We start from the raw sequence: 13,842 nt of genomic DNA, 5'->3' as shown, positions 1-13,842 counted from the left end.
TTATATCTCCAACTGATAGAAACTTTGAGTGAACTTTTTGTCCGTATCAGAGATATTCATCTTCACATCGTCAATTTCTGATAAGTTTACATATAACTGGTTTTTATCTAGCAATGCAATCAGCAATTCTTTTTGTTCAGCAAGAGATAGTTGAGAAAATTCAACTTCATGTTCAACACCATCTACCTCATAGGTTGATTTCAATAGGTTTTCTAGCTCAATTTGGTAATTAAGATAAGCTTCATGTTGCATAACATCAAGAATAGAGTTTAGCTGTTCGGTAGATTCTGCTCTTAATATAGAATCTACATAGTTTTGGTTTAGTTTAGCTAATTCGCAATAGACGAATGAACCACCGCCTTGCCAATTTACCTCTTTGGAAATACCACCTTGCTCACCATCAATTACTTTTTTCAAACGTTCAACGGCAAGTGTTTCAATATAATCCATTTGCTCAATGCCGATATATTGGCGGTTCATTTTATGTGCCACAGCAGCAGTTGTTCCGCTACCTAAATGATAGTCTAGGATGATGTCGGATTCATTGGTTGCTATTTCAATAATTCTTTTTAGTAATTGTTCTGGTTTTTTTCCACCATTAAAAGCCACTCCGCCTTGGGTTCTACAATTTCCAAAACTATCTTTGTAATCCCAAAAATTATCGATATAGATATCTTCATCTTTTAATAAATTTTTTATTGGAATGGTCTTTGCATTTTCATTAGAACATTGTTTTTCAATAGGGATTCCTGTATAAAATTTACCATTTATAGCTGTTGCTTGTTTTGGACCTGTAATATATCTGTATCCTAAACCATCTCCTTTTGTTCCCATTCCAATCACTTTATATAAAACACCTAATCCATCTTTATCTTTACGTTCTTTAAGATATAAATGTAAAAATTCAGCTGCTGAACCACCTTGTTTAACTAATGAACCCGTTGCCCATGTTTCTTTTAAGGCATTTTTATGTGGTTTAACTTTATCTATTCTATATTGATGCGGTTCAAAAATAATAACTTCTCTACCACCAATAATTTCAGTTTTACCTTTTTCTAATTCCTTAATTTCATAACAGAAAGAATCATATGAATATTCAATTTTATCTTTATTAGGTCTATAATTTGTATTGGAATATACAAAAATATGTTCCATTATTTTCTGATAATCGTTATCTTCATTTAATGTCTTATTAGCAAATCTTACTTGAACATATAATGTAACTTTACTATTTTCTCTACCAAAAATTTCATCCATTAAAACTTTTAAATAAGCCTGCTCATTATCATCACATTGCACAAAAATCACACCATCATCAGCCAATAATTCTCTGGCAATTTCAAGACGATTTTTCATAAATGTCAGCCAAGTAGAATGATTAAATTTATCGTTGTATTTAAAGCTATCGTTACCCGTGTTATAAGGCGGATCAATATAAATCAATTTCACTTTGCCACGAAATTTCGTGACAAGTGAATGTAAAACCAATAGATTATTCCCTTTAATGATTAAGTTGTCATCGGAGGTTATTTTTGAAATACCATCTTCTACACCGTCAGCAGAGTATCTTTTTGCATTAACTAATACTTTAGGTTGTTTTAGTCTATCAATTTCGTCAGCTGCAATAATTTCATTGTAAAAAACTTCATTTTTTCCGATTTCAGATTTACTCATGCCACCTTCAAGCATGCAGTCTTTAAAAGGAAAATCTAAAACAATATCACCACTATCAATTAAATAGTTACCGTTAGATGTTAAACCTATTTTGTTTTTATACTTTGTAAAGCTGTCTTTCCAATACTCCTTATATTGAATCAAATTGATTAATTTAGCAAAATCAAATAATAAAATGCCATCAATGTCGGTGCTATACTGCTGTTTTAATTTTTCATTCGATGCTAAAGCTTTTATTATCAATGGTTCTTTGTTTTCTATAGCCGTAATCACTTCGCTTCGTTTCAATGTTTCACCATTCCAATATTGTGGAAAGCCCTTTAAAACAGAATTAATTTCTTTTAATAGTTGAGTTTGCATATAAAGTTCCTAAGCATTTTGTTGGAAAGGAAGTTGATTATAGGATAGATATGTGGGAAATAAAAGAGTTAGTGGTATCAACTTCCCTATTTATGAACTAGGTAAGCTAAATATCACTCCTGAGCATAATATATTAGAATTTATAGGGTTTAGTTTACACAAAGTTGCTAAATTCTATTCACTAACTCAAGATGCTTTTAGCGCACAAGTCAAAGCGAAAACAATAGATATGGGAGAAATAAACGAAGAAGCAGAAGATAAAATAGAAAATCTTAGCGCCAAATTAGTGGATAAGAATACCATCATTGTTGATAGTAAAAGATATTATCGCTTTCCTTAATACTAATTCCTTTGTTGCCACCCTTTGGGGTGGCTTAACATTAAAATTGCTCATTATTTATCCAGTTCATTGAATTAAAACTGATTAAAAATAAAGCAAACAAGGTAAATGCCATAAATATAACCCATTATTCCTAAAAAATAATCTTTCTTTATCAAAAACTTAAAATTATTTTGCAATATTTATTAAAAATAACTTGACAAACATTCTGATTTTTGTCTGAAAATTTCGCTTGACATGCCACCCAATAATCTATATCATTTTCGCCACGGATAATAGTCCCTTTATTACAGTTTTTGATTGTTTTTAAGCCTAAAAAGGCTTGGAAAATCGAGAGTTGTAATAAAGGGACTTTTGTTTTTTTATGGCACAGCATTTCCTGTTATCTGCAAAAGCTCGCTGCTTGTCACTGACACAAGTGGCTGGGCTTGCTGATACTGAAATACTGGCTCTACTCAAAAAGGCCCGATGGGGAACAGAAGAAGAGCAAGTTTGCCCTCGTTGCGGTATTCGTCATTCTGCCTACTTCATTAAAACTCGCCAACAATGGCAATGCAAACATTGTTGTTATCGTTTTTCCATTACCGCAGGCACGATTTTTCAAGGTGCAAAACTGCCTTTGCGTAAAATTATATTGGCCATTTTCTATTTTGCGACTGAAAGCAAGGGATTATCCGCTATTGCCTTATCACATAAGCTCAACGTGCAATATAAAACAGCTTGGGTGCTTTTACATAAATTCAGGGAAAGTTTAGAAAAAACCAAAGATTTAACACCGCTGAATGGCGAGGTTCATATTGATGGGGCTTATATAAACTACTACATTCGCCCTAAAAACTTTCGCCATAAACGTATTGATAGACGAAAAAAGCGCTATCAGCGTACAGATAAATCTTGTGTATTGGTATTTCGCCAACGAGCTGCTAATCAAGCGATAATAAAAGGGGCTGATAGAAGTATTGTGGCGTTAGTGAAAGAGGAAAATACGCAAGATATACTCAATTTAACTCAACGCTTAGTCAAACCGAATAGCAAAATTTATGCCGATGAAAATCCTGCCTATGATGATTTAGCCTTTCATTATGATTTATGGCGAGTCAATCATTCACAAGCATACTGTTCGATTGACGGCATCACCAATAACCTTGCTGAATCTTTTTTCGCAAGGCTGTGGCGAGCGATAACAGGTATCTATCACAAAATGAGCAATAAATACCTGATGCTCTATGCCAATGAAATAGCGTGGTGAGAAGATAATCACCAAAAGAGCGTAAAAGAGAAAGTTGAGCAACTATTAACTGGTTGCTTAAATACCTTGCCATCACGAGAGTTTACAGGGTATTGGCAAGGTAACAAAAAAGGTGATGCGGTGTTTGGCTTAGCAAGCCTCACCGCTTCGAATGATCGACACTACTTAAAGATAGCCTAATTAAGGAAACATGATGAAAACATTGATTTTGATTTATATTTTGGCAGTGATTTTTATCTACCAACGATTAAAACAATTACCGCTTATGCACTCTATGATTGCAGCTTTGATGATTTTCTTGACGAGCAAAGGACTGGCGTATTTCTATCCTGATATATTGAGTATTCAAATTATTCGTGCAGTGAATACCGTTCTTTTTATGCTTGAGATGACGGTGCTGTTTATCGGTATAATATATCACTTTGGCTACCTTAAAATAAAAATCAGCAATCAAGCTCAATTTGATTCATTACCCCTCATGCCAACGTTCGTGCTTTACCCAAGAATACTGTTATCTCCCTCAAAAACAGATGTTCACGATGATTTTTGGCAACAGTACAAGAATCTCAAATAACCACGCTTTTTAAACTAACTTGCGGTAAGGGTAAATCTCGCTTATCCGCCAGTTATAAACGATTTATTGTGGGAAAGATCTTGCCAGTCGTAAAGAATCAACAAAAGCGATTTCAACTAAAAAGCCTTTAGCATATTATTGCGCTAAAGGCTTTTGTTTTTAACGGTTGATGGGTTGATTTTTTAACTTTGTGCAACTGCTACATAATACCGTATACTGCAAGGCTTTAACTCACTTTTTTGAACAATGAACCAAAAACTGTCCATTCTGTTTAAACAAACAGATAAAAAAACATGGTATTAGAAATAATTTTCAACGCTATAAATGCAATCATTGTAATAAAACTTTTACCTTTCAAAACAAATTAAATCCACTGAAATTTGGTTTTATTATTCTCAAGGAAAACAGACCTATAAAGAACTTGCAATTAAATATCAATGCTCTGTTAAAACAATCCAAAGAGATATTAATAAATCCCCTAAAACAGCTTTAAAACTTCCTCTATCAATACACCTAAATATTATTATGGATACCACTTTCTTTAAGCGAGATTTTGGTGTGTTAGTGTTAATGGATAGCCTCACAGAAAAAGTGATTTATCATCAAATGGTGAAAACAGAAAAGGAGATTTATTATCAAACAGTATTAAATCGGTTAAGAGAAAAAGGCTATATTATTCAATCAATTACCTGCGACGGTCGTCGTGGACTGTTAAAAGAGATATTCAATACACCTATTCAAATGTGCCATTTTCATCTTGTGGCAATGGTGATGAGAAAATTAAGAAAAAAACATCAATCTCAGGCTGGAAAGGAATTAAAAATTATTATGAAAACCTTAAAAGAAAGCCAAAAATATGATTTTTTTCGTCGTTTGCATTATTGGTATTTAAAACATCAAGATTATTTGAATGAACGCTCAGAGAAATGCAATGAAAAAGGTTATTTTCCTTATAAACATATAGTAAAATCTAATTAAATACGCTACAATATTCACATGGCATACTCAAAAGACTACCGGCAAATGATATTAGCCAAACTCGAAGGTGGCGCAAGCTTTCGAGAATTGGCACAAGAGTTTCAGCTCAGTACTAACACCATCCAGAGATGGAAGAAAAACCCTGAACGAAAGAAACGTATTGTTAAACCTTATAAGATTGATAATGACCTCCTCAAAGCCGATGTTGAAGCTTATCCCGATGATTATCAATGGCAGCGAGCACAGCGTTTAGGTTGTAGCCAAAACGCCATTTGTACAGCTTTGAAAAGGCTAGGAATAACGCGTAAAAAAAAGACGTTAGCGCATTCTCAAGCAGATACTGAAAAACGAAAGTCTTTTCTTAATGCGCTAAAAGCATTTAAAAAAGCGGGAAGAAAAATCATTTATTTAGATGAAAGCGACTTTAAAATGCATGACAACAGACCGCATGGGTATGCTCAAAGAGGTAAGCCTTGTCTTAGCCAATCCAACTGGCAACTTAAAAACCAGAGTAATGCCATCGGTGCTGTACTTAATCAACAGCTCTTTGCTGTGGGGCTGTATGATTGCAGTATCAATAGCGATGTTTTTCATGGTTGGGTCGAGCAGTGATTACTTCCGCAACTTCCTGATAACAGTGTTATTGTGATGGATAATGCTGCTTTTCATAAAGGTTCAGACACAAAAGCATTGATAGAAGCCGCGGGGCATACCATTCTCTGGCTCCCACCTTACAGTCCTGACCTTAATCCAATTGAACGCACTTGGGCTTGGATAAAGCAAAAACGTAAAGAGTGGCGGTTAAATTGCATTGATCGTCTATTCTTTTATTTTATGTGGTTATGTAGCGATTTTTAATGGGTTTTACTATAAAGGATTAAGAGGGGCATTAGCGAGTATTAAATATTATGAAAAATATTTATTTACCTTTGAAAAGCATACGGAATTAAATTTTGAAAAAACAACAAATCGGTTAGAAGGTTTATTTAGTGAACTTAAGCGGAAATTAATTAATCATAATGGATTAAGCAGAAAGCGTAAGATTATGTTTATAAAGGATTTTTTAAATAAAAAGAGTTGCTAACAACTTGAGAAAATTATTATTAGCAACCATTTTGTCCATTACACCTTTAAATTATGTGTGGTGCTTGTGCCAAAATCTGGGTAAGTAATTGCCAATAGGTTTGTACCGCAGGAATATGCACTTTTTCGTCAGGTGAATGTGCATTTAAAATGGTTGGACCAATGGAAACCACATCAATATCAGGGTATTTTTGTTTAATTAAGCCACATTCTAATCCTGCGTGGATCACTTTTACCACAGATTCATAACCTAAAATTTGATCATAAATCGTTTTGGTTAATTGCATAATTTCAGAGGTTTTTTGCGGTGCCCAACCGGGGTAATCGCCACTAAATTCCACCTTGCCACCCACCAATGCCATTAAGGCAATTAATTGATTTTTAACCTCTTCTTTGCCACTTTCAATTAAGGAACGTAATAAAATAATGGCTTTTACCTTATTTTGTTCTGTCAGTAAAATCCCTGTACTTAATGAAGTTTCTACCACATTTGGCATCATATCGCTGTTGCGAATAACACCATTAGGTAAACAGGTTAGCCATTGAATGATTTTATGGGTTGAAGATAGGCTAAATACTTGATTTGGTAATGGTTGAACCACTAAGTTGAGTTGTAATTGCGGTTCTGCTATTGCCAATTCTTGTTGCAGTAAAATTTTTAATTTCTCCACCGCACTTTGTAATTGGCTAGGTTGTTGAGCAAAGACTAAAGTCGCAAAAGCCTCACGAGGAATAGCATTGCGTACTGAACCGCCTGTAATATCCGCTAAACAAAAGTCCATTTGAGTTTGCAAACTTGTGAGTATGCGAGCCAGTAATTTAATGGCATTAACACGCCCAGTATGAATATCGCAGCCTGAATGCCCGCCTTGTAAGCCTGTTAATTGTAATTGATAACAATAAGGAAAGGTATTGGTTTGCCATTCAATAGGCACTTCGGCATTGGCGTTAAGTCCACCAGCACAACCCATATAGATTTCGCCATTTTCTTCGGTATCTGTATTAATCATAATTGGGCTAGTTAGCCAATTTGGACGTAAACCTATTGCGCCCTCCATACCAGCTTCTTCGGTCATGGTTAATAAGACTTCTAATGCAGGGTGAGCTAATTCTTCGCTGTCTAACACCGCTAACGCTGAGGCTAAACCGATGCCGTTATCTGCACCTAGGGTAGTACCTTTAGCTTTAACCCACTCGCCGTCAATATAAGGTTGAATGGGATCGGTTATAAAATTGTGGTGAGAGCTGGAATTGGCTTGTGGCACCATATCTAAATGGGCTTGTAAGGCAATGCCTTTACGTTTTTCATATCCTTGAGTGGCAGGTTTACGAATTAAAATATTACCCGCTTCATCTTGTTCAACAAAAAAATCTTTTGTTTTTGCCCATTCAATAATAAATTGAGTTAATTGTTGTTCGTGATAGGACGGGTGAGGAATAGCACAAATTTGGGCAAACCATTGCCATAATAATTGAGGTTGTAGGGCTTGTAGTTGTGTCATTATTTCTCCTAATATAATGATTATGGTTATAACTTGAGGTATAGTTGTCCCACTTTGTCTTATTTTAAAGTGAAACGACGATAAATAGAAAACGATTATATTTTGCTGAAAATGTGGATAATTACTGCAAATTCGCAAAATTTTCACATAAATAATAGCATGAAATCCAATTTCAGGTTATCCTTACCCAATTTTATTTAAAACTAACAATAAGGTGTGTCTTATGAGTGAAAAATATGTGGTAACTTGGGATATGTTCCATATGCATGCCCGTAAATTAGCCGAAGGATTATTGCCCGCCTCGCAATGGAAAGGGATTGTTGCGGTAAGTCGTGGTGGTTTATTTTCTGCAGGGGTATTAGCCAGAGAATTAGGAATTCGTTATGTGGAAACGGTATGTATTGCAAGTTATGATCATGATCAGCAAAGCGAATTAAAAGTGCTACATAAAGCTGAAATTGGCGATGGCGAAGGGTTTGTGATTGTTGATGATTTAGTAGATACAGGCAACACAGCTCGAGCAATCCGAGAAATGTATCCAAAAGCCCGCTTTGTTACTGTGTTTGCTAAACCAGCAGGGGCAGAATTAGTTGATGATTATATTATCAGCATTCCTCAAAATACTTGGATTGAACAACCTTGGGATATGGGCATTTCTTTTGTACCACCGCTTTCGCGTAAGTAATTTATCTTTGATTTTAGCGGAAAGTAGAAAAGTGCGGTCAGTTTTGACCGCATTTTTTTATTGTTATCGTTGATAATGAATAATTTATAGCAGGCTCACTTTAAATTGAAATGGTTATAATATTCAATGAATTACCCTCAAGTCAGATTTATTTCTTTACAAAGATAAGATTTTCAGTTACTAATAAAACCTTATTTTTGCTTATAAGGAACATCATATGGCAACTGTTTTTACCCGTTATTTATTCGCTACTACAATCGCTTGTGGACTGTCTTTTTCTGCACTAGCAGCAAATGTTCCAGCAGGGACGGTGTTGGCAGAAAAACAACAAATTACCCTTAATAATGGTTCTGAACCACAAAGTTTTGATCCGCATTTGACAGAAGGTTTACCTGAAGCACAAGTGGCTTTTCAATTGTATGAAGGCTTGGTAACTAAAGATGAATATGGACACGAACAACCGGGTGTAGCGGAATCTTGGCAAAGTAGTCCTGATTTTAAAACTTGGACATTTCATTTACGTAAAGAGGCAAAATGGTCAAATGGTGATCCTGTTACCGCAGAAGATTTTGTCTATTCTTGGCAGCGTTTAGTTACCCCAGCGACAGGCTCGCCTTATGCAAGTTTTCTCGTTTATTTACAGGTAAAAAATGCTCAAGATATTATTGATGGTCATAAACAGCCAGAAGAGCTTGGTGTTAAAGCTGTTGATGATTATACCTTGGTAGTAGAACTCGATCAGCCTGTCCCTTATGCCGTAGGTTTAACCACTCATCAATCTTTATTGCCTGTACCTCGTAAAGCCATTGAACAGTATGGAACAAATTGGGTAAAAGTCGGTAATCATATAGGGAATGGTGCTTATAGCCTTGCTGAACACGTTATCAATGAAAAGATTGTGTTTAAACGTAATCCGTTATATTGGAATGACAAGCAAACGGTGATTGATAGCGCAACCTTTTTAGCCATTGAAAACCCAACTACGGACGTACAACGCTATCGTGCAGGGGATTTAGATATTACTCATTATACCTTGCCACCAGAGCAATTTACTAAACTTAAGCAAGATATACCAGATGAAGTTTTTGTAAGTAAAACATTAGCAACCTATTTATATGAACTTAATAATGCGAAAGCACCATTTAATGATATTCGTGTGCGTAAAGCGTTAAATCTTGCTTTAGATCGTCATATTATTACTGATAAAGTGCTTGCTCAAGGGCAAACGCCAACCTATGTGTTTACCCCAACTTACATTGAAGAAGGCGAAAAAATACAACAGCCTGCTTATGCTTCACAAGCAATGTCTGAGCGTAATCAACAAGCGATTCAATTATTGGAAGAGGCGGGATTTAGTAAAGCTAATCCATTAAAATTTACTATTTTATATAACACGAACGAAAATCATAAAAAAGTAGCGATTGCTGCAGCTTCTATTTGGAAAGCGAATACGAAAGGTTTAATTGATGTGAAATTAGAAAATCAAGAATGGAAAACTTACATTGATAGTCGGCGTCAAGGTAATTATGATGTGGCTCGTGCTGGTTGGTCAGCCGATTATAACCAAGCAAGCTCATTTACCAATTATTTCTTATCCAATTCTAGCAATAATACCGCTTTCTATAAGAATAAGGATTATGATGATGTGATAGCACAGTCTTATCAAGTGGCAGATGCTAATGGGCGAGCAGAGGTTTATGCTAAAGCTGAACAGGTGCTTGCACAGGATTTTGCTATTGTTCCTGTCTATAATTATGTGAATACGCGTTTAGTAAAACCTTATGTAAAAGGCTATACTGGCAAAGATCCGCAAGATGATATTTTATTAAGAAATCTCTATATTATTAAGCATTAAGTTATACAAAATACCCTTAAGTGTTGAACCTTAAGGGTATTTTTGACTAAAACGGAGAAAATAATGCTGAAATTTATGTTAAAACGCTTATTAGAAGCTATTCCAACTTTATTTATTTTGATTACCGTTTCTTTTTTCCTCATGCGATTAGCACCGGGTAGCCCTTTTACTTCAGAAAAGGCTTATCCACCAGAAGTAATGGCAAACATTGAAGCGAAATATCATTTTAATGAGCCTTTATCTAAACAATATGTATTGTATTTAAAAAACCTTGCACAAGGGGATTTTGGACCATCTTTTAAATATAAGGATCAAACGGTCAATAGTCTTATAGCCTCAGCTTTTCCAGTGTCCTTCAAATTAGGCATTGTGGCTTTTATTTTAGCTGTTGTTATTGGTTTATTGGCAGGAACAATCGCCGCACTTAAACAAAATAGCTGGTGGGATTATTTGATAATGTCTTTTGCGATGACAGGCATTATTATGCCGAGCTTTGTTTTTGCTCCTTTATTAGTATTATTTTTTGCTATTTATTTGAAATGGCTACCTGCTGGTGGTTGGAATGGAGGACAGCTTTATTATATGGTGTTACCTGTTTTATCTTTAACCATTGGTTATGTGGCAGGTATCGCAAGAATAACAAGAGGCTCAATGATAGAAATATTGCATACTAATTTTATTCGTACTGCGAAAGCCAAAGGGCTACCAATGTGGCAAATTGTTTTTAAGCACGCATTACGTCCAGCCTTGTTACCAGTAATAACCTATCTCGGGCCTGCCTTTGTGGGGATTATTACAGGTTCAATGGTAATTGAAAGCGTATTTGGATTACCCGGGATAGGTCAACTTTTTGTTAATGGAGCATTAAATCGAGATTATTCTCTAGTGCTTAGCCTCACTATTTTAGTCGGTACATTAACCATTTTGTTTAATGCCATTGTGGATATTTTATATGCTGTTATCGATCCCAAAATTCGTTATTCTTAAGGATAGTTATGTTAAATAAAGAAAAACAACAGCTTGCTCAACAACTTAGCCAGCAAACGGTACAAGGGCGTAGCCTATGGCAAGATGCACGTCGTCGTTTTTTTCGTAATAAAGCGGCGGTAGCCAGTTTAATGACCTTATTACTTATTGTGCTATTTATTACTTTTGCCCCAATGCTTATGCCATTTAGCTATGAAGATACTGATTGGAATATGATGGGGATTGCGCCTGATTTTGCCTCAGGGCATTATTTTGGTACAGACAGTTCTGGGCGCGATTTATTGGTACGAGTGGCAATAGGAGGACGTATCTCATTAATGGTGGGCATAGCAGGTGCGTTGATTGCAGTATTAATTGGCACAATTTATGGAGCAATCTCAGGTTATATTGGTGGCAAAACTGATATGATTATGATGCGTTTGCTAGAAATATTAAGTTCTTTTCCCTTTATGTTTTTTGTGATTCTATTAGTTACTTTATTTGGTAAAAACATTTTATTAATTTTTGTGGCAATAGGTATGATTGCGTGGCTCAATTTAGCCCGAATTGTACGAGGGCAAACCCTTAGCCTAAAAAACAAAGAATTTATTGAGGCGGCGGTTGTATGTGGCGTTTCTCGCCGTCAAATCATTTGGCGACATATTATTCCCAATGTCTTAGGTATTGTGGTGGTTTATGCTTCTTTAGAAGTGCCTTCATTAATTTTATTTGAATCTTTCCTGAGCTTTCTCGGCTTGGGTACGCAAGAACCTATGAGCAGTTGGGGAGCGTTATTAAGTGATGGGGCAATGCAAATGGAAACCTCTCCTTGGTTACTGATTTTTCCTGCATTTTTTCTTTGTTTAACCTTATTTTGTTTTAATTTTATTGGTGATGGCTTGCGTGATGCCCTCGATCCAAAAGATAAATAGGAGTTGTGAATGGCATTATTAGCAGTAAAAAATTTAAAAGTACAACTCAAAACTGATGATCAGTATGTGCAAGCGGTACGTTCGGTTTCTTTTCAATTAGACAAAGGACAGACCCTTGCTATTGTTGGCGAGTCAGGTTCAGGCAAATCGGTAACTTCAATGGCAATTATGCAATTGCTTCCTAAAAATATTGTTCGTTATGGGCAAGACTCACAAATTCTGTTTGAGGAACAATCTCTTCTTGATCTCAATGAAAAAGCCTTACAGAAATTACGTGGTGATCGCATTGGTATGATTTTCCAAGAACCAATGACCTCGTTAAATCCCTATATGACCATAGGTAAACAAATTAGTGAAGCTTTACATATTCATCAACCACAGATTAATAAAAAACAAGCCAAACAAATGGCATTATCAGCTCTTCACAAAGTAAAAATTCCGCAGGCAGAGAAAAAATTAGATTGCTATCCACAAGAATTTTCAGGGGGACAACTACAGCGAATAATGATCGCAATGGCAATCATCAACCAGCCTGATTTACTCATCGCTGATGAACCCACTACTGCTCTTGATGTAACAACACAAGCCGAAATCCTCGATCTCTTGCTTGAATTACAACGAGAAATGGGAATGGCAATTATCCTGATCTCTCACGATTTACGCTTAGTTCGCCGTTATTCTGATCGAGTTTGTGTAATGAAAAATGGCGAAATTATTGAACAAGGCAATACCCAACAGGTATTTGCACAACCTCAACACCCCTACACCATAGAATTGCTTACCCCTATTCCCACCCACTTCAAAGCTCAGCAACGTCCAACAGCAGGTACATTAATCAAGGCTGAGCAAATTTCTGTGGATTATGTATTAAAACGTAATTTATTTGGTAAGCCAAAGAAAATATTTAATGCGGTAAAACCTCTATCATTAGAACTCAATATAGGAGAAACCTTAGGCATTGTTGGTGAATCAGGTTCAGGTAAATCCACCTTAGGACGAGCGATTATGCAAATTTTGCCTTATCAGGGTAATTTGAGCTTTAATGGCGTTAACCTTGCACAATTAGATCAAGTGGCACATCAATGCTTGAAAAAAGATATGCAAATGGTGTTTCAAGATCCCTTTAATTCTTTATCACCACGTTTAACTATCGGCGAAATTATTGGTGAGGGATTAACAGTACATTGTCCAACACTAAGTAAAGCAGAACGGCGAGAAAAAGTTTGCCAAATGTTACAAGAGGTGAATTTATCGCCAACAATGATAAACCGTTATCCCCACGAATTTTCAGGTGGACAACGGCAACGTATCGCCATCGCTCGAGCAATTATCCTTGAGCCTAAATTTGTGCTACTTGATGAACCTACCTCAGCATTAGATCGTTCAACCCAAATTACGGTAGTTGAACTCCTCAATCGCTTACAGCAAAAATACGGTCTAAGCTACATTTTCATTAGCCACGATTTAGCTGTTATTCGGGCATTAAGTGATCGTATTATCGTAATGAATCAAGGAAAAATAGTGGAAACAGGCAATGCCGACCAGATTTTTAATAATCCACAACAAGATTACACTAAACGACTAATTACAGCATCAAATTTAACTTAATGTGAACTAAAAAGAGAGGTAAGTTTTTGAATGATA

Annotated in this window: 12 protein-coding genes and 1 pseudogene; 11 read left to right on the top strand and 2 right to left on the bottom strand. The window is 35.7% G+C overall.

All coding sequences use genetic code 11. The features are described 5' to 3' along the window. On the bottom strand, positions 1-2,034 hold the full coding sequence (locus tag A6A20_RS07210; RefSeq protein ID WP_279572808.1) for a site-specific DNA-methyltransferase: 2,034 nt from the start codon (positions 2,032-2,034) through the stop codon (positions 1-3). Positions 2,035-2,086: 52 nt separating this feature from the next. Here A6A20_RS07210 and A6A20_RS07205 point away from each other — a divergent pair, with 52 nt between their 5' ends. The 6 genes and pseudogenes from A6A20_RS07205 (at position 2,087) to A6A20_RS07180 (ending at position 6,033) form a co-directional block, all read left to right on the top strand. After that, positions 2,087-2,374 (top strand): hypothetical protein, encoded by a 288-nt coding sequence (locus A6A20_RS07205; protein ID WP_279572807.1) that lies wholly within the window; start codon positions 2,087-2,089, stop codon positions 2,372-2,374. Positions 2,375-2,738: 364 nt separating this feature from the next. Then, positions 2,739-3,803 (top strand): annotated as a pseudogene (locus tag A6A20_RS07200) (IS1595 family transposase). Between the two features lie 13 nt (positions 3,804-3,816). Further along, entirely contained in the window at positions 3,817-4,197 is a 381-nt protein-coding gene (locus A6A20_RS07195; protein ID WP_279572805.1) for a hypothetical protein, read from the top strand. A 363-nt stretch (positions 4,198-4,560) separates the two neighbouring features. Beyond that, positions 4,561-5,175 carry an IS256 family transposase, variant Zn-binding type gene (locus A6A20_RS07190; RefSeq protein ID WP_424585444.1) on the top strand — a complete coding sequence of 205 codons (615 nt, stop codon included), beginning with the start codon at positions 4,561-4,563 and terminating at the stop codon, positions 5,173-5,175. 18 nt (positions 5,176-5,193) lie between these two features. After that, the gene (locus tag A6A20_RS07185; protein WP_279572803.1) at positions 5,194-5,787 is read left to right on the top strand and encodes an IS630 transposase-related protein; all 594 of its coding nucleotides are present in this window, start codon (positions 5,194-5,196) and stop codon (positions 5,785-5,787) included. 33 nt (positions 5,788-5,820) lie between these two features. Continuing rightward, on the top strand, positions 5,821-6,033 hold the full coding sequence (locus A6A20_RS07180) for a transposase (protein ID WP_279572802.1): 213 nt from the start codon (positions 5,821-5,823) through the stop codon (positions 6,031-6,033). A 272-nt stretch (positions 6,034-6,305) separates the two neighbouring features. On the opposite strand, the gene A6A20_RS07175 is transcribed toward A6A20_RS07180, so the two are convergent. Beyond that, positions 6,306-7,760: an aminoacyl-histidine dipeptidase gene (locus A6A20_RS07175; RefSeq protein ID WP_279572801.1), complete on the bottom strand. Its 1,455-nt coding sequence runs from the start codon at positions 7,758-7,760 to the stop codon at positions 6,306-6,308. Positions 7,761-7,983: 223 nt separating this feature from the next. On the opposite strand from A6A20_RS07175, the gene gpt reads away from it, so the two are divergent. The 5 genes from gpt (at position 7,984) to A6A20_RS07150 (ending at position 13,806) form a co-directional block, all read left to right on the top strand. After that, positions 7,984-8,445, top strand: coding sequence for a xanthine phosphoribosyltransferase (gene gpt, locus A6A20_RS07170; RefSeq protein ID WP_279572800.1), 462 nt, complete (start codon positions 7,984-7,986; stop codon positions 8,443-8,445). A gap of 217 nt (positions 8,446-8,662) precedes the next feature. Continuing rightward, positions 8,663-10,300 carry an ABC transporter substrate-binding protein gene (locus A6A20_RS07165; protein ID WP_279572799.1) on the top strand — a complete coding sequence of 546 codons (1,638 nt, stop codon included), beginning with the start codon at positions 8,663-8,665 and terminating at the stop codon, positions 10,298-10,300. Between the two features lie 63 nt (positions 10,301-10,363). Then, positions 10,364-11,287: an oligopeptide ABC transporter permease OppB gene (oppB, locus tag A6A20_RS07160; protein WP_279572798.1), complete on the top strand. Its 924-nt coding sequence runs from the start codon at positions 10,364-10,366 to the stop codon at positions 11,285-11,287. 8 nt (positions 11,288-11,295) lie between these two features. Next, positions 11,296-12,198 carry an oligopeptide ABC transporter permease OppC gene (oppC, locus tag A6A20_RS07155; protein WP_279572797.1) on the top strand — a complete coding sequence of 301 codons (903 nt, stop codon included), beginning with the start codon at positions 11,296-11,298 and terminating at the stop codon, positions 12,196-12,198. A gap of 9 nt (positions 12,199-12,207) precedes the next feature. Further along, on the top strand, positions 12,208-13,806 hold the full coding sequence (locus tag A6A20_RS07150) for an ABC transporter ATP-binding protein (protein ID WP_279572796.1): 1,599 nt from the start codon (positions 12,208-12,210) through the stop codon (positions 13,804-13,806). Positions 13,807-13,842: the final 36 nt, after the last annotated feature.

It is taken from the genome of Volucribacter amazonae (assembly GCF_029783845.1).
GTDB lineage: Bacteria > Pseudomonadota > Gammaproteobacteria > Enterobacterales > Pasteurellaceae > Volucribacter > Volucribacter amazonae.
The sequence above is the reverse complement of the archived record's forward strand: the minus strand, read 5'-3'. Positions and strand labels throughout refer to the sequence as shown.

Coding starts and splice junctions, on each gene's coding strand:
- A6A20_RS07185 (WP_279572803.1), top strand. CDS start 5,194: ATGGCATACTCAAAAGACTACCGGCAAATGATATTAGCCAAACTCGAA.
- A6A20_RS07195 (WP_279572805.1), top strand. CDS start 3,817: ATGAAAACATTGATTTTGATTTATATTTTGGCAGTGATTTTTATCTAC.
- gpt (WP_279572800.1), top strand. CDS start 7,984: ATGAGTGAAAAATATGTGGTAACTTGGGATATGTTCCATATGCATGCC.
- A6A20_RS07175 (WP_279572801.1), bottom strand. CDS start 7,760: ATGACACAACTACAAGCCCTACAACCTCAATTATTATGGCAATGGTTT.
- oppB (WP_279572798.1), top strand. CDS start 10,364: ATGCTGAAATTTATGTTAAAACGCTTATTAGAAGCTATTCCAACTTTA.
- A6A20_RS07150 (WP_279572796.1), top strand. CDS start 12,208: ATGGCATTATTAGCAGTAAAAAATTTAAAAGTACAACTCAAAACTGAT.
- oppC (WP_279572797.1), top strand. CDS start 11,296: ATGTTAAATAAAGAAAAACAACAGCTTGCTCAACAACTTAGCCAGCAA.
- A6A20_RS07210 (WP_279572808.1), bottom strand. CDS start 2,034: ATGCAAACTCAACTATTAAAAGAAATTAATTCTGTTTTAAAGGGCTTT.
- A6A20_RS07165 (WP_279572799.1), top strand. CDS start 8,663: ATGGCAACTGTTTTTACCCGTTATTTATTCGCTACTACAATCGCTTGT.